Here is a 15,957-nt window from a genome sequence, read left to right on the forward strand (position 1 = left end):
GTGCTGAAGCGCAGATTTCCGGGTTTTTGACGATGCGCAAATGCGGTGCGACAAAAGCGCTGATGTGGGGCAACCGGCGCGCCAGTCAGGGGCACGGTGCCCCGCTGGCGGGCCGTTCACAGCTGCGCGCCGATCAGCGATGCCAGGCGGTCGCGCAATCGTTCCTGCCACGGACGCTCGAGCCACGCCGCATAGCTCATGGGGCGCGACAGCTTCAGGTCTTCCTCGAAGATCCGGGTCTGCTGCGCGGCAAACGCCGCATCCAGGATATTGAGCGTGGCCTCGTCGTTGAGCCGGAACGAGCGGTTGTCGAAATTGGTCGATCCCACCGAGACCAGCAGGTCATCGACGATCAGCACCTTGCAGTGGTACATGGTCGGCGCGTATTCGGCGATCAGCGCGCCGGCCTTCAGCAGCTGGCCCCAGCGCGCGCGCGACGCGGAGCGCACGGTTTCCGAGTCGATATGCTCGCCCGGCACGATCACCCGCACCCGCACGCCTCTGGCCAGCGCCGCCAGCAAGGCCTTCTCGGTGAGTTCGTCGGGCACGAAATACGCCGCCGACAGGTCGATGGTGCGCGCCGCCGCGGTGATCGCCAGGTGGTACATCAGCGCCATGCTCTCGCTGCCGCCGGTCGGCGAGCTGCTGAACATCTGCGCCCGGCCGTTGCCTACCGGCGGCAGTTCGGGGAAGTAGTCGGGGCCATGCGGCACCGCGCCGCTGACCTTGATCCAGTTGTCCAGGAACACCGACTGCATCTGGCCGACCACCGGGCCTTCCACCTCGAAATGCGTATCGCGCCAGTGATCGGGATCCTGCGCATGGCCGGTCCACTCCGGGGCGATGCCGACGCCGCCGGTAAAGCCGATCCTGCCGTCGACCACCAGCACCTTGCGGTGGGTGCGGTTGTTCAGCTTGCCGATGGTGTACCAGCGCACCGGGTGGTAGCGGCGCACGTCCACGCCGGCACGCGTCATCAGCTCGAGCGCGCCCTTGTCGATCTTGGAACTGCCCACCGCGTCCAGCAGCACCTTGACGCTGACGCCAGCCCGGGCGCGCTCGGCCAGGGCCTGCGCGAATTCATGGCCGATGGCGCCCGACCAGTAGATGTACGACTCGAAATTGATGGTCTTCTGCGCGGCGCGGATCGCGGCCAGCATCGCCGGGAAGATCTCGTCGCCGTTGCGCAGCACGCGGTAGCGGTTGCCGTCGACCACCGGCGGGCCGAGCAGCACCCCGAGTTCGCGCGCGAACTGCGGGTCTTCGACGCTGTAGAGGCGGTCGAGGCGGCGCTCGATGCGCTTCTCGCCGCCGGCCAGGTTGTAGGCGACGATGCCCGCCAGGGCCAGCAGCACGATGGCGGCGGCCAGCACGAGGATACGGCTTCGGGGACGAAGCCGGCGAAACCTGGGAAAGACGCGGCGGGTCACGCAGCCCCCGGTGGAAGTTGTGACCGATACAGGATATGCGTTATCGGCAGCGTTGTGGCATCCCGCATGGGCCGGCATGGTTCCGCTGCGGCCGCAGGCATGCCGACGCGGCCTGGGCCTACGCCGCGGGCGCGGCCCCCGCCCTAGGCGTGTCAACCTCATCGCCCTGCGCCGGCGCCAGCGGCACCTCCACCGTCAGCGCCGTGCCCCCTGGCGCCGAACGGATCCGCAACTGGCCGCCGAACGCCGCGGCGCGCACCTGCATGTTGCGCAGCCCGCGCCCGCCGCGCGGGGCTTCGGCATCGAACCCGCGGCCGTCGTCGGCCAGCGTGATGCGGATCGCCTGCGCGGCCGGGTCGGCCCGGGCGGTCACGGTCAGCGTGCGCGCCGCCGCGTGCTGCAGCACGTTGGTAATGCCCTCCAGCAGCAGGTATTGCAGCTCCTGCACCTTGTGCGCGGAAAAATGCGGCAGCGCGGGCAGGCGTTCGACCTCCCAGCGGATCTCCAGCCCGGCATCGGCAATGCGCGGCCCCAGCCGGTAGCGCAGGTTGCCCAGCACCGCGGCCAGGTCGCCCCCGGTGTCCTGCATGGCGTCGATCGACAGTTTCAGCGAATCGAGAGCCTGCCGCACCTGCGTGGCGACCTCCGGGGCGCTGGCCTTGCCGGATTCCAGCATCGACAGGGTCGCCACCAGCTGGCTGCCCAGGCCGTCGTGCATGTCGCGCAGGATGCGCCCGCGCTCGCGCAGCGTGGTTTCCTCGGCGGCAATCTTCTGCGTGCGCGCAAAGGCCGCGCGCAGCTGCGCCTCGCGCTGCGCGACGCGCTCGGTCAGCACCTGGTTGGCGTTCTGCAGGCTCTGCACCGCGCTGGTGTAGCGCTCCACCAGCATCCATGCCATCACCACGCTGAACGGCACCGAGACATAGCGGGTCATGGAATGGACCCAGTAATAGTCGCCGGTCAGCCAGACCTTGATCCAGTCCGCCAGGAACAGCACCGCCGACACGCCCACGGTGACGGCGAGCAGCGTCGCCTCGCGGCTGGGCCGGCGCAACGCGCCCCACACCATCGCGCCGGCCACGGTCAGGATGATGCCGACCTTGGCCAGCCAGCTCAGCGGAAACACCAGCGGATGGCTGGAGAGGGCCGCCAGCGGCGCGAGCACCGGCAGCGCCAGCCACAGGTAGGCGTTGAGCGTGCGATGCAGCCAGCGCCAGGGCACGCGGATCACCAGCAGGCAGAACCTGGCGATGGCGCCCAGGAACACCTCGCGCGCGGCGGCGACGATATAGCCGCGCAATTCCGCGGGAATCGCCAGGTCATCGACGAAGTAGTCAAGCAGGCGCACGCTCCAGGCGACCTCGGCCAGCCCGTACAGGCCGAACAGGGGATCGCGCTGGCGCCACCAGATCAGCAGCGCCAGGCCGCCCAGCACGACGCTGAGCACCGCCGCGATCAGCGGGCCGGCCACGCGCAGCAGGAAGGCCCGCTCGTACTGCGCGCGCACCTCGGCGGCCGGGCCCACCGTCACGGGCAGCAGGCCCGAGCGCGCATAGGCGCGCGCGGCCACGGTGATGCGCAGCAGGTTGCCGTGCGCGTTCGCCAGCTCGGGCGGCACGGCCACGTAATAGGGGCGCTTGGCCAGCGCCGACGCGGGCGCGTCCAGGCGCCCGCCGGCGGCGAGCAGCACCCCGTTGAGGCGCACCTCGTAGCTGCCGCCCGCCCACGGCACGAACAGCCCGCCGGGCGCCGCCGCGGGCCAGTTGCGGTCGAAGCGCAGCTCATAGACCAGCGTGCCGGACTTGCCCGGCATCACCCGGTCCCAGTAATCGGGCAGCGCCAGCGGCTGCGCCGGCAGCACGGTGCCGTCGGTCAGCGTGGCCGAGCGCGTGGCCGTGGCCAGCGCCATGGTGTCCGCGGCCGCCATGCCGGGCAGCAACATGGCCCATGCCAGCAGCATGGCAAGCACGGTGCGCAGTGCACATGGCCAGGAGCGCATGGCGCGCTTACAGGGACTTGAGCAGGCCGAGCTTGGCCGCCTCGAACACGGCCTCGCCGCGCGAGCGCACCGCCAGCTTGCCGTAGATGTTCTTGATGTGCGATTGCACGGTATGCACGCTCAGCCCCAGGTAGCGCGCGGTTTCGGCGTAGGTGTAGCCGCGCGAGATCAGGTCCAGGATCTCGTTCTCGCGCACCGACAGCACCACCGCGCCAGGGCCCGCATTGCGCGCGGCCGCCTCCGCCGGCGCACCGCGCAGCCGGTTCACCACCTGCCGCGCGATCAGCGGGCTCATCGGCGAGCCGCCCGCGCGCAGTTCGCCGATGGAGGCGGCGATGCGATCGGTGGTCTCATCCTTGAGCAGGTAGCCGATGGCGCCGGCCTCGATGCTGGCCAGCACATGCTGGTCGTCGCCGAACACGGTCACCACCATGCAGTCGCAGGCGGGATGGCGCTGGCGCGTGGCGCGGATCACGTCGATGCCGCTGCCGTCGGGCAAGCCGAGGTCGCACAGCAGCACGTCGGGCTGTTGCTGCGCCAGCCACGCCAGCGCCTCGGCCACGGTCGCTGCGCTGCCCGACACCGCCGCGTCCGGCGCGTGCAGGTCGACGGCCTGCACCAGCCGGCGCAGCGCCAGCGGGTCGTCTTCGACGATGAGGACTCTTGTTGTGCTTGCCATGCCTGTCTTCCCGAGCCGCGCCGCGGTGCGCCTGTGTTGCCGCGCTGTGCGCGGGTTGCGCCGGCACGACCGCGGATTCTGACATATCCCGTCCGCGCGCGGACGGCCCGGCGGCCCCCTTCAGGGTAAACGCCGCCGCCCGTACCGATCGCACGGCGGCACGCCGTTGCCCATCCCATATTCTGGGGAGGCGGCGCGGGCAACGAAGCCAAGACGGGAATACGCGGAGCATGGCCGTGACGGACAAGACCGCCGGCACACCGGCCGCACGGGCCGCGGTTCACGCCCTCGCCTTTAGCCCCGTTCGGCGCGGCGTGGAGACCGCGCCACACCTTGCAGCCCAGGGTGCATCCCTTACACGCTCTGAAACCGTTGCACGGATGCCCGTCCCCACGGTCCCCGGCCGGCCGCGGCCGCCGCGCCAACGGCCGCACGGTACGAATCTTGCCCCTCCTTGGGTATCCGCCCGCGGTGCCGGCGCATTGTTGCGCCGGTTTCCGCACATGGCGTTACCTTGTCAGGAAATCAGCATGGGCTACTACTACGATGAGCGTGAAGCGCGCGACCCGCGTGAACGCCGCCAGGCATGGGAAGACGATGACTGGCAGCCGGAATCGGAACGCGAGCGCTGGCAGGCGCAACGCAGGCGCCAGCAAATGACCCCGGGCCAGACCAGCTACGGCGGCCCCGCACGTCCCGCCCGGGACTTCAACGAGCAGTACGGCGCCGGCCGCTACCCCGACCATCCCCGCGACGCGCGCTACGGTAGCGACCTGCGCTATGGCCTGAACGGCGGCTACGGCTGGGAACGCGCCGGCGAATGGCGCGATCCGCAGGCCTGGGAGCGCGACGACGAATACGCCGAGCAGCAGTGGCGCCAGAGCGCCGAACGCGCCCGCGAGCCGCGCGAGCACTACCGGGGGCGCGAGCGGGGGCGCGAGAGCTATGAGCCGCGCGGATCGTCCCGCGACGAAGGCCGCGAGCGCTACTTCAGCGACCTGCGCAGCGACCGCCGCTACTGGACCGACCCGGACGACGACGAAGAGCAGGAGCACCGCTACATGGTGCAGAGCCACAGCCCGGGCTATCGCCAATACGCGCAGCGGCGCGGCTGGGAAACCGATGAAGACCGGGACGAAGACCGCGACGGCGACCGCGAGCACGGCATGCTCTACAACCTGGGCCGCCGCATCGGCGAAGTGGTCGGCGACTGGTTCGGCACGCCCGACGAGCGCGAGCAGCGCGCCGGCCCGCGCGGCTACCAGCGCAGCGACGAGCGCATCCGCGACCAGATCTGCGAGCGGCTCAGCTATGCGCGTGGCGTAGACGTCAGCGATGTCAGCGTCGAGGTCAACGACGGCGTGGTGTCCTTGACCGGCACCGTGCGTGACCGCGGCCAGAAGTACTACATCGAGGACATGGCCGACGGCACCTACGGCGTCAAGGACGTCAACAACGACATCCGCGTGCGCCGCGACAGCGAACGCCCGGGCCAGTCGTCGTCCAGCGGCACCAGCAGCGCGGGCAGCACGACCGGAACGACCGGCACGACGGGCATGACCGGTGCAAGCAGCACCACCGGCAGCAGCGCCAGCAGCGCCACCACCGGCAGCACCTGGCGCGCCTAAGGCCGGCAGCCGGCGGAGAATTCCGCCGGCTTTTTTGTCGATCGCGCCACCGCCCGCACCGCATGCCCGCATCCGCACTGAAGATCGCCACCTTCAACATCAACGGCATCCGCAGCCGCGTGGGCGCGCTGTGCCACTGGCTCGCGCGCGAAGCGCCCGACATCGTCTGCCTGCAGGAACTGAAGACCGCCGACGAGAGCTTTCCCGCGCGCGAGATCCGCGACGCCGGCTATGGCGCTATCTGGCACGGCCAGAAGTCATGGAACGGCGTGGCCATCCTGGCGCGCGGGGCGGAACCGGTGGAAGTACGCCGCGGCCTGCCCGGCGACCCCGACGACAGCCACAGCCGCTACCTGGAAGCGGCGGTCTCGGGCATGCTGATCGGCTGCCTCTACCTGCCGAACGGCAACCCGCAGCCGGGCCCCAAGTTCGACTACAAGCTGGCGTGGTTCGAACGGCTGATCGCCCACGCGCAGGAACTGTTCGACAGCGGCCACCCGGTGGTGCTGGCCGGCGACTACAACGTGGTGCCGACCGACCACGACATCTACAACCCGCGCTCGTGGCGCAAGGACGCGCTGCTGCAGCCGGAAAGCCGCGACGCGTACGCGCGGCTGCTGGCGCAGGGCTGGACCGATGCGTTGCGCCAGCGCCATTCCGATGCGCCCATCTACACCTTCTGGGACTACTTCCGCCAGCACTGGCAGACCAACTCCGGCCTGCGCATCGACCACCTGCTGCTGAGCGCCGACCTGGTGCCGCGGCTGCGCGACGCCGGCGTCGATCGCTGGGTGCGCGGCGAAGACCATCCCAGCGACCATGCGCCGGCATGGGTGGTGCTGGGTCCGCCGGCGCGGCGCAAGCGGGCGGGTTGAGCGTCGCCGGCGACGCCGGGCTAGCCCGCGGCCTCGGCCACCAGCTTGTCGCGGATAAACCCCAGGAAGGCGCGCACCCCCTCCGGCAGCGTGCGCCCCGCCAGCGTCTGCAGTTCGATCGCGCGGCCGCGCATGCCGCGTTCGCGGAGGGTCGCGGCATGCAGCTCGCCGCGGCGCAAGCGGTCGCCCACGGTGACCGTGCCAGAGATCGACAGGCCACCGCCATGCAGCACGAAGCTGGTCAGGGTCTCGAAGTGGTTCGTCACCAGCACCGGCTCGAACACCATGCCGCGCTCGCCGCAGGCCAGGTCGAACAGCTGGCGCACGGTGTTGTCGCCCTCGGGCAGCGCCAGCGGATACGGCTGCATCTGCGCCAGCGTGACGCTGCGAAAGCGCGCCAGCGGATGGTCCGGGCGCATGATGGCGATCACCGGCGCGGCCTGCCGGTGCGCGACGCGGATGCCCTGCTCGGCGGCGCGGCTGTAGGTGATGCCGATATCCGCATCGCCATGCAGCACGATGCCGGTGACCTCCGCCGGCGGCGCGACGCGCACGTGGAACTGCAAGCCCGGATAGCGCTGGCGGAACTCGGCAATGATGCGCGGCAGGAACTCGATCGCAAACCCGGCGGAACTCGCCACCCGCACCCGGCCGCGGCGCAGGCCCTGCAGCGCGGCGATCTCCGACACCACGCGGTCGGCTTCCAGCGCGCCGCGCAGCGCGTAGGCCGCCAGCAGCTCGCCGGCGGCGCTGGCCACCATGCCGCGCGGGTGGCGGTCGAACAACGGCACGCCGAGGCGGGCCTCGAGCGCGCCCACCTGCCGGCTCACCGCCGACACGGTCACATTGAGCCGCTGCGCCGCCTCGGTCAGCGAGCCGCTGCGGACCACTTCCAGGAAATAGCGCAGCGAGGTGTCCTGCAGGCGATGCGACAGCATGGGTGTTGAGGGCTCCGGCCTGGTTTGCGTTTTACGCAAGGATATTTGAAAAAATCGTCGATTGCGGGAAACCGTGCGGCGCCCGTATGCTTTTCCCCGACATCACCGGAGACACCCCGCCATGGCGACTGCCCAGACCCCTGCTGACTCGACTGACCCGATCACCGCCGCGGTCACCGACCCGATCACCGACCTCGATGCCGTCGCGCTGTCGCGCGCCATCCATGCGCGCGAGGTCTCCTGCGTGGAAGTGCTCGACGCCTTTCTCGGCCAGATCGACCGCCACAACCCGCGCGTCAACGCCATCGTCGCCCCGGTGGAGCGCGACACGCTGCGCCGGCAGGCGCGCGAACTCGACGACGAACTGGCGCGCGGCGCCAGCCGCGGCCCGCTGCACGGGTTCCCGCAGGCGCCCAAGGACATCAGCCCGGCCGCGGGCATGGTCACCACCAAGGGCTCGCCGATCTTCGCCGGCCAGGTCAGCGACACCGATGCCGTGATCTTCGAGCGCATGCGCGCCGGCGGCGCAGTCTTTGTCGGGCGCACCAACTCGCCCGAATTCGGCCTCGGCGGCCACACCTACAACCCCGTCTACGGCACCACCCGCAATGCCTTCGATCCCGCCCGCTCCGCCGGCGGCAGCAGCGGCGGCGCCGCGGTGGCCGTGGCGCTGCGCATGCTGCCGGTGGCCGACGGCTCGGACATGATGGGCTCGCTGCGCACGCCCGCGGCGTTCAACCATGTGTATGGGCTGCGCACCTCGGTCGGCTGCGTGCCGCACGGCCCGGGCGACGAAGTGTTCTTCCAGCAGTTCAGCGTGGCCGGGCCGATGGCGCGCAACGTGCCGGACCTGGCGCTGCTGCTGTCGGTGCAGGCCGGCTTCGATGCGCGCCTGCCGCTGACCCGCCGCACCGAGCCGCCCGGCAGCTTCGCGCTGCCGCCCGAACGCGACTGGAGCGGCGTGCGCATCGGCTGGCTCGGCGACCTGGACGGGCACCTGCCGACCGAAGCGGGCCTGCTCGACACCTGCGTGCAGGCGCTGGCCCACCTGCGCACGCTCGGCTGCACCATCGACGCGGCGCTGCCTGAGTTCGACCTGGAACGCCTGTGGCGCGCCTGGATCGACCTGCGCAGCTTCTCGGTGGCGGGCGCCAACGCGGCGCTGTACCGCGACCCCGCCAGGCGCGCGCTGCTCAAGCCCGAAGCCGTCTGGGAAATCGAACGCGGGCTGGCGCTGCCAGGCACGCGCGTGTACGAGGCCATGGCCGAACGCAGCGCGTGGTACCAGGCGCTGCGCGCGCTGTTCGAGCGCTTCGATTACCTGGTGCTGCCCGCCGCCCAGGTATTCCCGTTCGACGCGGACTGGGACTGGCCGCACGCCATCGACGGCCGCGACGTGGACACCTACCACCGCTGGATGCAGGCGGTAGTGCCGGCCACCATGGCCGGGCTGCCGGCGCTGGCCGCGCCCGCCGGTTTCGGCCCGCAGGGCCTGCCCGCCGGCCTGCAGCTCATCGGCCCGGCGCAGGCCGACGCCGCCGTGCTGCAGCTTGGCCACGCCTACGACCAGGCCGGCGGCTTCTCGCGCGTGCGCAGCCCCTGGCTGGGCTGAGACCGCCCGCACATCGCTTCCGCTTGCCTTCCATTCCGATAACTGCCGCAGGAGTGCCCACGATGACTGCAATGCCCCCGAAGCTGTTTCTCGCCTGCGCCACCGCCGTGGCCGCGCTGACCACTGCACCCGCCGCGCACGCGCAAACCTGGCCGGAGCGCCCGCTGCGCCTGGTGGTGCCGTTCGCCGCGGGCGGCGCCACCGACGTGCTGGGCCGCCTGCTGGCGGTCGGCCTGGGCGAAAAGCTCGGCCAGTCGGTGGTGGTCGAGAACAAGCCCGGCGCCAGCACCGTGATCGGCGCCAACCAGGTGGCCAAGGCCGCGCCGGATGGCTACACGCTGCTGCTGGCGGCCAGCACCACGCTGACGCTGAACCCGGCAATCCGCCAGCAGCTCGGCTACGACCCCATCAAGAGCTTCACCCCGCTGGGGCTGGTGGCGGACATGAGCCTGGTGCTGGTGGCCAACCCGGACACGCAGATCGCCTCGCTCAAGGATCTGGTGACGCAGGCCAAGGCCCACCCCGACAAGTTCTCCTACGGCTCGTTCGGCGCCGGCTCCTCGGTCCATTTCGGCGCGGAGATGCTCAAGGCCGCCACGGGCATCCGCATGGTCCATGTGCCCTTCAACGGCAGCGCCCCCAGCCTGACCGCGCTCGCGGGCGGACAGGTGCCGGTGGCCGTCGATACCGTGGTGGCCAGCCTGCCGCTGATCAAGGGCGGCAAGATCCGGCCGGTGGCAGTGCTGTCGCCGCAGCGCCTGCCCGCGCTGCCGCAGGTGCCGACCGTCGCCGAAAGCGGTTACCCCGGATTCCAGATGGGCACCTGGTTCGCGCTGCTGGCACCCGCCGGTCTGCCCGCGCCGGTGCAGCAGAAGCTGGAGAAGGCGCTGGCCGACGTGGCCAACGCGCCGGCCACGAAGGCGCGCATGGTCGAGCTGGCGCTGACGCCGGCTTATGGCAATGGGGCGGCGGTGAAGGCGCGGGTGGAGAAGGAATTGCCGGAGATGCGGGCAGTGGCGGCGCGGGCGGATATTCGCGCCGAATAACGCCGCCTCGCGCGCAGTCAGGGCCGCGCGGCCTCCACACGCGCCGCGAATTCTCACGGTTTGCGGCCCCACCTTTTGCATACAAAACTGGAATACAATCAGAGCTTTCAACATTGCGGCAAGGGCAAGCCCCTTGCCGCCCCAGTTTTGGAGGAGCTCATGACGTATTCAGAAACGGGCCTGACGTCCCGCCATGTGGCCGCGCTCGCGCCGATCGAGGACTACCTGCAAGGCCATATCACCGGCAAGGCAGAGTTCATGTACAAGGCCTTCGCCGCCGACGCGCGCATCGTCTCGTTCCGCGACGGCAAGCTGCATTCGCTGACGGTCGAGGAATTCGCCTCGGCGCGCTGCCCCGGCCATCCGGCGGCGGATGAAGCGCAGCGCAAGCGCTTCATCACGCAGTTCGACGTGGTCGGCAACGCCGGCGTGGCCAAGGTGGTGCTGGAATACCCGGGCGTGACCTTCACCGACTACATGACGCTGCTCGAGATCGACGGGGCCTGGAAGATCGTCAACAAGACCTTCAGCGCCGCGGCGCGCTGAGTCCGGGCTTCGGTTCCCGGGCTGCCGCGGTTCAGGCGGGCAACACCGCTGTCGCTTCGATCTCGAACAGCATGTTGTCCAGCGCCAGCCGCGGCACCGGGATCAGCGTGCAGGCCGGCGTAGGCCGGTCGCCCCACATCTCGCGCAGCGCCGCGCCGAAGGTGCGCAGGCGGTCGTGCGAATGGTCGACCACCAGCACCGTGAGCTTGGCCACGTCGCCGACGTCGGCACCGGCTGCCTGCAGCGCAATGCGCAGGTTCTGCATGGCGCGCGCCACCTGGCGCGGAAAATCGAGCGGCAGGCAGCCCGCCGCATCCTCCCCGCCCTGCCCCGAGACATAGACGATGCGCACCGGGCCTTCGACCAGGGCCACATGCGAATAGCCGTTGGGCCGCGGGTCATACAGGCCTTCGGGGTTAAGCAGGCTCAGCGAGTCATTGGGGCGCGCGAAGGGCACCGCCGGGGTGACTGGCAATGCCGGCAATGCGGGCATGGCGGGCGAGCGCAGGGATGAGGGCGAGAAGGGAAACATCGTCATGGTCATCGGCTTGTGGAAGGCATCCCGGACATGGGAGCCGCCAGTATCAAACCTCAAGTTAGGTTAAGGTCAAGCGCGGCCATGGTGATAGCATGGGCATTCCTGCGTTCCCTGCGTTGACTGCCCTTTGCCATGGCCTCCAAGCAACCGCCCGCCTCGCCCCGCCGGCGCCGCCCCGCGCCGTCGGAAGAACTTCTGTCCATCGGCGAGGTCTCGGCCCGCACCGGCATTGCGGTGTCCGCCCTGCATTTCTATGAAGCGCGCGGCCTGATCGCCAGCACCCGCAGCGGCGGCAACCAGCGCCGCTATGCGCGCGCGGTGCTGCGGCGCCTGGCGGTGATCCGCGTGGCGCAGCGCATGGGGCTGCCGCTGGCGGTGATTGCCGATGCCATGCAAAAGCTGCCGGACGGGCGTGCGCCCACCGCGGCCGACTGGCGCCGGCTGTCGGCCAGCTGGCGCGATGACCTTGATGAACGGATCCGCACGCTCACGCAATTGCGCGACCAGCTAGATGGGTGTATCGGGTGCGGGTGTCTGTCGTTGAAGGATTGCCCGTTGCGCAATCCGCATGACGCACTGGCCGGGGAAGGGCCGGGGCCGCATTTCCCGCCTACTTGAATGTCTGCAGGTAAGCCAGCAGATCGCTGATCTGCTTGTCGTCACTGAGCCCCCAGAAGCGCATCTTCGTGCCAGGCACGAGCTTGCCGGGCGAATGGATGAAGGCACGCAGCGTGTCATGCGACCACACCACCTTCGACGTGCGCATCGCCTCCGAATACTGGAAGTCCGGCGTGCTGCCGGCGGCGCGGCCGAAGATGCCGTTCAGTTGCGGGCCAAAGCCCGCGCGCGCATTGCGCCCGACGTGGTGGCACGACGCGCAGCGCGTGGCAAACAACGCCTTGCCGGCCTGGAGATCGGCGGCGGCAATGGCGGCGGTGGGGAGGCCGGTGAAGACGGTCAGTGCCAGCAACGTGGCGGCGGTACGGCGCATGAGCAGCTTGGAAGGGAAATGCCTGGGCAGGCCCGGATGATACAGGCAGCGCCCGCACGCCGCGGCCGCAGGGGGTTACACCGCGTCACACTTGCAACACTTGGCGCGACCCATATTACAGGCCGCCCCCCTACAGTGAGCCCATGTCCAACGCCCCTTGGGAGGCAGCCATGAAACGAATCATCGCAATGGCGGTAGCAGGCGGTGCAATGCTGGTGGCCAGCGCTGGTGCTTACGCCGGTGTGAATATCGATATCGGCATCGGCGTGCCCGGCGTGGTGGTGGCGCAGCCGGCGCCGGTCTACCATCCGGCCCCGGTCTATGCGCCGGCGCCGGTGTATGCGCCCGCACCGGTGGCGTACGCGCCGCGCCCGGTCGTGGTGGCGCCGCGCCCCGTGGTGGTGGCGCCGGTGCCGGTGCGCTATGACAATGACCGCGGCTATCGTCGCGCCTACTATCGCGGGTATTACCGCGAAGGCTATCGCGACGGCTACCACGATCACCGACGCGAATGGCGCGGGCGCGAATGGGCGCACCGCCATGGCGACCACGATGACCATGGCCGCGGCCACGGGCGCCGCTGGGACTGAAGCCGTCCCCCGCCCGCGGCGCGCGCCAGCAAGGATTCGCCAGTCACGCTACCCTGTCGGCAATTTCCAATCCGGTGCGGGGCCGTGGCCCCGCTCGGTCCATGCCCGGGAGCCGCCATGCCACAACCCCTCAAGATCGACTTCGTCTCCGACATCGCCTGCCCCTGGTGCGCCATCGGCCTGTCTTCGCTGCAGCTGGCGCTGCAGCGCGTGGGCGATGCGGTCGACGCCGAGATCGTCGTGCATCCGTTTGAGCTGAATCCCGGCATGCGCCCGGAAGGCGAGGCCATCGTCGACTACCTCGGCCGCAAGTACGGCCGCACGCCGGCGCAGATCGCCGAGACCCAGGCGATGATCCGCGAACGCGGCGCCGCCGTCGGCTTTGCCTTTGGCCCGCGCACCCACGTCTACAACACCTTCGACGCCCACCGCCTGCTGCACTGGGCCGGGCTGGAAGGCAGGCAGCTGCCGCTGAAGCAGGCGTTGCTGCATGCCTACCATGCGGAGGGCAAGGACCCGAGCAACCACGACGTGCTGGCCGACGCCGCACAGGCCGTCGGCCTGGACGCGGCGGCGGCGCGCAGGGTGCTGGCGGGCGATGACTATGCCGATGCGGTGCGCGCGGAAATCGCGCAATACCAGCGCATGGGCATCCAGTCGGTGCCGTCGATCATCTTCAACGAGCGCTACCTGGTGACCGGCGGCCAGCCGGCGGAGGCCTTCGAGCAGGCCATCCGCGAGATCGCCGCCGAGGCGCAGAAGGGACAGCCGGCGCAGGACTAGGCGCTTCAGCGCGGCGCGGGCTTCATCCCCGCGCCGACGGCATCGGCTATGCGCGGCGTGCGCGCGGCCAGCCCCAGCACCACCTGCCAGGCGAACGACACCGCGCCGACGATAAACACCACGTCGCCGAAGGTGCGCACCCAGCGCAGCGTCTGCAGCATGGGCTGCTGCATGAAGGCCTCGCTGCGCGCGTACCAGGTGCCGTGCTCGACGCTGGCCAGGAACTGGATGATCCCGATCGGCAACAGGCTGGTGCCGATCATCAGCACCAGGCCGGCATTCAGGCCCCAGAACGCGGTCTTCATCAGCGCCGGGCTGAGACGGTAGGCCGGGCGCACGTAGCGCAGCACCAGCAGCGTGAAGCCCAGCGCCAGGAAGCCGTAGACGCCGAACAGCGCGGCATGGGCATGGACCGGCGTGGTGTTCTGGCCCTGGATGTAGTACAGCGCGATCGGCGGGTTGATCATGAAGCCGAACACCCCGGCGCCCAGCATGTTCCAGAACGCGACCCCGACAAAGCACATCAGCGGCCACTTCAGGTCGGCCATCCATGGCGCGCGCCGCTTCAGGCTCCAGTTCTCCCAGGCCTCATGGCCCAGCACGATCAGCGGCACCACTTCCAGCGCGCTGAACGCGGCGCCCACCGCCATCACCGGCGTGGTGGTGCCGGCAAAGTACAGGTGGTGGAAGGTGCCGGGAATCCCGCCCAGCATGAACAGCGACGCCGACGCCAGGCTGGCGGCCGTCGCCATCGGGCGCGACACCAGGCCCAGCGTGGAGAAGATGAAGGCCAGCGCCGTGGTGGCGAAGACTTCGAAGAAGCCCTCGACCCACAGGTGCACCACCCACCAGCGCCAGTACTCCATCACCGTCAGGCTGGTGCGCTCGCCGTAGGCCAGGCCGGCGCCGTAGAACAGGCCGATCGCCACCACCGACGAGGTCAGCAGCGCCAGCAGGTTGCGGTCGGTGTCGCGCGCGCGCAGCGCCGGCAGGATCCCGCGCATCATCAGCACCAGCCAGATCACGATGCCGGCGAACTTGCCGATCTGCCACAGCCGGCCCAGGTCGACATACTCGTGGCCCTGGTGGCCCAGCCAGAAGTTCAGGTGGGCCGGCAGCTTCTGCGCGATGGCCAGGTAGTTGCCGGTGAACGACCCCACCACCACGACCACCAGCGCCCAGAACAGGACGTCGACACCCAGCCGCTGGAACTTCGGGTCCTTGCCGCCGTTGATCAGCGGCGCCAGGAACAGCCCCGCGGCCAGGAAGCCGGTGGCGATCCAGAACAGCGCGCTCTGGATATGCCAGGTGCGCACCAGCGCGTACGGGAACCACTGCGACACGTCGATGCCGTAGAACTTCTGCCCTTCCACGGTGTAGTGCGCGGTGAAGCCGCCCAGGAACACCTGGAACACGAACAGCGCCACCACCAGGAACAGGTACTTGCCGAGCGCGCGTTGCGACGGGGTCAGCGCCACGGACAGCAGCGGGTCGCGCGCCGGCGCCTGCGGCGGCGTTTCTTCCTTGCCGCGCAGGAAGGCCCACGCCCATACCAGGAAGCCGACGCCGGCCAGCAGCACCACCACGCTGATCACCGACCACACCACGTTCTCACTGGTGGGCTGGTTGCCGATCAGCGGCTCGTGCGGCCAGTTGTTGGTGTAGGTGGCCTCGTGCCCGGGGCGCGCGGTCGATGCGGCCCACGCGGTCCAGAAGAAGAAATGCGTCAGCTGCTGGCGGCGTTGCGCGCTCGGCAGCGTGTTCTCCTTCATCGCATAGTGCTCGCGCGTGGCGTGCAGCGCCGGCGCGTCGGAAAAGAGCTGGTCGTAGTAGGCGGCGGTGTCGGCGATGGCCTGCGCGCGACGCTTCGACACGGTCAGCACGTTGCTGGCCGGATCGGTGGCATTGCCGCGGTACTCGCTGCGCAGTTGCTCGCGCAAGGCGGCCTGCGCCGGCGCGTCGAGCTGCGCGAACGCACGGCCGTAGCCGTCGCGCGCGGCCAGGTCGAGCCAGGCGGTCAGTTCGCGGTGCAGCCAGTCGGCGGTCCAGTCCGGCGCCTGGTAGGCGCCATGGCCCCAGATCGAGCCGAGCTGCATGCCGCCGACGGACTGCCATGCGGTCTGCCCGTCGAGGATGTCGTCGCCGCTGAACAGCGTGCCGCCCTCGGCCGTGACCACCTTGGCCGGGATCGGCGGGGCCTGCCGGTACACCTCGACGCCGTAGTAGCCGAGCAGGGAGAACGTGACCGCCAGCACGGCGATCAGCAAAAACCAGAGTTTGCGGTAGGGACCCATGATGCGAA

General features: G+C 70.0%; 15 protein-coding genes. 8 read left to right on the plus strand and 7 right to left on the minus strand.

All coding sequences use genetic code 11. The features are described from left to right. Positions 1-116: 116 nt before the first annotated feature. The 3 genes from CBM2594_RS24070 to CBM2594_RS24080 form a co-directional block, all read right to left on the minus strand. Positions 117-1,379 carry a phospholipase D-like domain-containing protein gene (locus CBM2594_RS24070; protein ID WP_116359755.1) on the minus strand — a complete coding sequence of 421 codons (1,263 nt, stop codon included), beginning with the start codon at positions 1,377-1,379 and terminating at the stop codon, positions 117-119. Positions 1,380-1,548: 169 nt separating this feature from the next. Beyond that, a complete protein-coding gene (locus CBM2594_RS24075; protein WP_116359291.1) occupies positions 1,549-3,429 on the minus strand; it encodes a sensor histidine kinase in 1,881 nt (626 codons plus the stop codon). Between the two features lie 7 nt (positions 3,430-3,436). After that, positions 3,437-4,108 carry a response regulator gene (locus CBM2594_RS24080; protein WP_116359292.1) on the minus strand — a complete coding sequence of 224 codons (672 nt, stop codon included), beginning with the start codon at positions 4,106-4,108 and terminating at the stop codon, positions 3,437-3,439. A 530-nt stretch (positions 4,109-4,638) separates the two neighbouring features. On the opposite strand from CBM2594_RS24080, the gene CBM2594_RS24085 reads away from it, so the two are divergent. Next, positions 4,639-5,736: a BON domain-containing protein gene (locus CBM2594_RS24085; RefSeq protein WP_116359293.1), complete on the plus strand. Its 1,098-nt coding sequence runs from the start codon at positions 4,639-4,641 to the stop codon at positions 5,734-5,736. A gap of 62 nt (positions 5,737-5,798) precedes the next feature. After that, positions 5,799-6,611: an exodeoxyribonuclease III gene (gene xth / locus CBM2594_RS24090; RefSeq protein ID WP_116359294.1), complete on the plus strand. Its 813-nt coding sequence runs from the start codon at positions 5,799-5,801 to the stop codon at positions 6,609-6,611. Between the two features lie 20 nt (positions 6,612-6,631). Here the strand turns inward: xth and CBM2594_RS24095 are convergent, their stop codons facing one another. After that, positions 6,632-7,549, minus strand: a complete 918-nt coding sequence (locus CBM2594_RS24095) for a LysR substrate-binding domain-containing protein (protein WP_116359295.1) — start codon at positions 7,547-7,549, stop codon at positions 6,632-6,634. A 121-nt stretch (positions 7,550-7,670) separates the two neighbouring features. On the opposite strand from CBM2594_RS24095, the gene CBM2594_RS24100 reads away from it, so the two are divergent. From CBM2594_RS24100 to CBM2594_RS24110, 3 genes are all read left to right on the plus strand, one after another. Next, positions 7,671-9,161 (plus strand): amidase, encoded by a 1,491-nt coding sequence (locus CBM2594_RS24100; protein WP_198048202.1) that lies wholly within the window; start codon positions 7,671-7,673, stop codon positions 9,159-9,161. A gap of 62 nt (positions 9,162-9,223) precedes the next feature. Next, positions 9,224-10,207 carry a Bug family tripartite tricarboxylate transporter substrate binding protein gene (locus tag CBM2594_RS24105; RefSeq protein ID WP_116359296.1) on the plus strand — a complete coding sequence of 328 codons (984 nt, stop codon included), beginning with the start codon at positions 9,224-9,226 and terminating at the stop codon, positions 10,205-10,207. Positions 10,208-10,366: 159 nt separating this feature from the next. After that, positions 10,367-10,753 carry a nuclear transport factor 2 family protein gene (locus CBM2594_RS24110; RefSeq protein WP_116359297.1) on the plus strand — a complete coding sequence of 129 codons (387 nt, stop codon included), beginning with the start codon at positions 10,367-10,369 and terminating at the stop codon, positions 10,751-10,753. A gap of 31 nt (positions 10,754-10,784) precedes the next feature. Here CBM2594_RS24110 and CBM2594_RS24115 read toward each other — a convergent pair whose 3' ends face one another. Beyond that, positions 10,785-11,291 (minus strand): RidA family protein, encoded by a 507-nt coding sequence (locus CBM2594_RS24115; RefSeq protein ID WP_217449698.1) that lies wholly within the window; start codon positions 11,289-11,291, stop codon positions 10,785-10,787. 132 nt (positions 11,292-11,423) lie between these two features. Between CBM2594_RS24115 and soxR the strand changes: the two genes are divergently transcribed. Next, complete coding sequence (gene soxR / locus CBM2594_RS24120; protein ID WP_116359298.1) at positions 11,424-11,909, plus strand: redox-sensitive transcriptional activator SoxR; 486 nt, start codon at positions 11,424-11,426, stop codon at positions 11,907-11,909. Here soxR and CBM2594_RS24125 read toward each other — a convergent pair. Next, positions 11,902-12,282 (minus strand): c-type cytochrome, encoded by a 381-nt coding sequence (locus CBM2594_RS24125; protein WP_116359299.1) that lies wholly within the window; start codon positions 12,280-12,282, stop codon positions 11,902-11,904. The two genes, soxR and CBM2594_RS24125, sit on opposite strands and share 8 nt — an antisense overlap. 170 nt (positions 12,283-12,452) lie before the next feature. Between CBM2594_RS24125 and CBM2594_RS24130 the strand changes: the two genes are divergently transcribed. Together CBM2594_RS24130 and CBM2594_RS24135 are read left to right on the plus strand one after the other, a co-directional pair. Further along, the gene (locus CBM2594_RS24130) at positions 12,453-12,872 is read left to right on the plus strand and encodes a hypothetical protein (RefSeq protein WP_232346731.1); all 420 of its coding nucleotides are present in this window, start codon (positions 12,453-12,455) and stop codon (positions 12,870-12,872) included. Positions 12,873-12,989: 117 nt separating this feature from the next. Continuing rightward, entirely contained in the window at positions 12,990-13,655 is a 666-nt protein-coding gene (locus tag CBM2594_RS24135; protein ID WP_116359301.1) for a DsbA family oxidoreductase, read from the plus strand. Between the two features lie 5 nt (positions 13,656-13,660). On the opposite strand, the gene CBM2594_RS24140 is transcribed toward CBM2594_RS24135, so the two are convergent. Next, complete coding sequence (locus tag CBM2594_RS24140; RefSeq protein WP_116359302.1) at positions 13,661-15,949, minus strand: nitric-oxide reductase large subunit; 2,289 nt, start codon at positions 15,947-15,949, stop codon at positions 13,661-13,663. Positions 15,950-15,957: the final 8 nt, after the last annotated feature.

It is taken from the genome of Cupriavidus taiwanensis (assembly GCF_900249755.1).
Lineage (GTDB): Bacteria > Pseudomonadota > Gammaproteobacteria > Burkholderiales > Burkholderiaceae > Cupriavidus > Cupriavidus taiwanensis_D.

What these genes read in the sequence shown, in the direction of transcription:
- CBM2594_RS24075 (WP_116359291.1), bottom strand. Translation starts at nt 3,429, where the DNA reads ATGCGCTCCTGGCCATGTGCACTGCGCACCGTGCTTGCCATGCTGCTG.
- CBM2594_RS24080 (WP_116359292.1), bottom strand. Translation starts at nt 4,108, where the DNA reads ATGGCAAGCACAACAAGAGTCCTCATCGTCGAAGACGACCCGCTGGCG.
- CBM2594_RS24085 (WP_116359293.1), top strand. Translation starts at nt 4,639, where the DNA reads ATGGGCTACTACTACGATGAGCGTGAAGCGCGCGACCCGCGTGAACGC.
- xth (WP_116359294.1), top strand. Translation starts at nt 5,799, where the DNA reads ATGCCCGCATCCGCACTGAAGATCGCCACCTTCAACATCAACGGCATC.
- CBM2594_RS24095 (WP_116359295.1), bottom strand. Translation starts at nt 7,549, where the DNA reads ATGCTGTCGCATCGCCTGCAGGACACCTCGCTGCGCTATTTCCTGGAA.
- CBM2594_RS24100 (WP_198048202.1), top strand. Translation starts at nt 7,671, where the DNA reads ATGGCGACTGCCCAGACCCCTGCTGACTCGACTGACCCGATCACCGCC.
- CBM2594_RS24105 (WP_116359296.1), top strand. Translation starts at nt 9,224, where the DNA reads ATGACTGCAATGCCCCCGAAGCTGTTTCTCGCCTGCGCCACCGCCGTG.
- CBM2594_RS24110 (WP_116359297.1), top strand. Translation starts at nt 10,367, where the DNA reads ATGACGTATTCAGAAACGGGCCTGACGTCCCGCCATGTGGCCGCGCTC.
- CBM2594_RS24115 (WP_217449698.1), bottom strand. Translation starts at nt 11,291, where the DNA reads ATGACGATGTTTCCCTTCTCGCCCTCATCCCTGCGCTCGCCCGCCATG.
- soxR (WP_116359298.1), top strand. Translation starts at nt 11,424, where the DNA reads ATGGCCTCCAAGCAACCGCCCGCCTCGCCCCGCCGGCGCCGCCCCGCG.
- CBM2594_RS24125 (WP_116359299.1), bottom strand. Translation starts at nt 12,282, where the DNA reads ATGCGCCGTACCGCCGCCACGTTGCTGGCACTGACCGTCTTCACCGGC.
- CBM2594_RS24130 (WP_232346731.1), top strand. Translation starts at nt 12,453, where the DNA reads ATGAAACGAATCATCGCAATGGCGGTAGCAGGCGGTGCAATGCTGGTG.
- CBM2594_RS24135 (WP_116359301.1), top strand. Translation starts at nt 12,990, where the DNA reads ATGCCACAACCCCTCAAGATCGACTTCGTCTCCGACATCGCCTGCCCC.
- CBM2594_RS24140 (WP_116359302.1), bottom strand. Translation starts at nt 15,949, where the DNA reads ATGGGTCCCTACCGCAAACTCTGGTTTTTGCTGATCGCCGTGCTGGCG.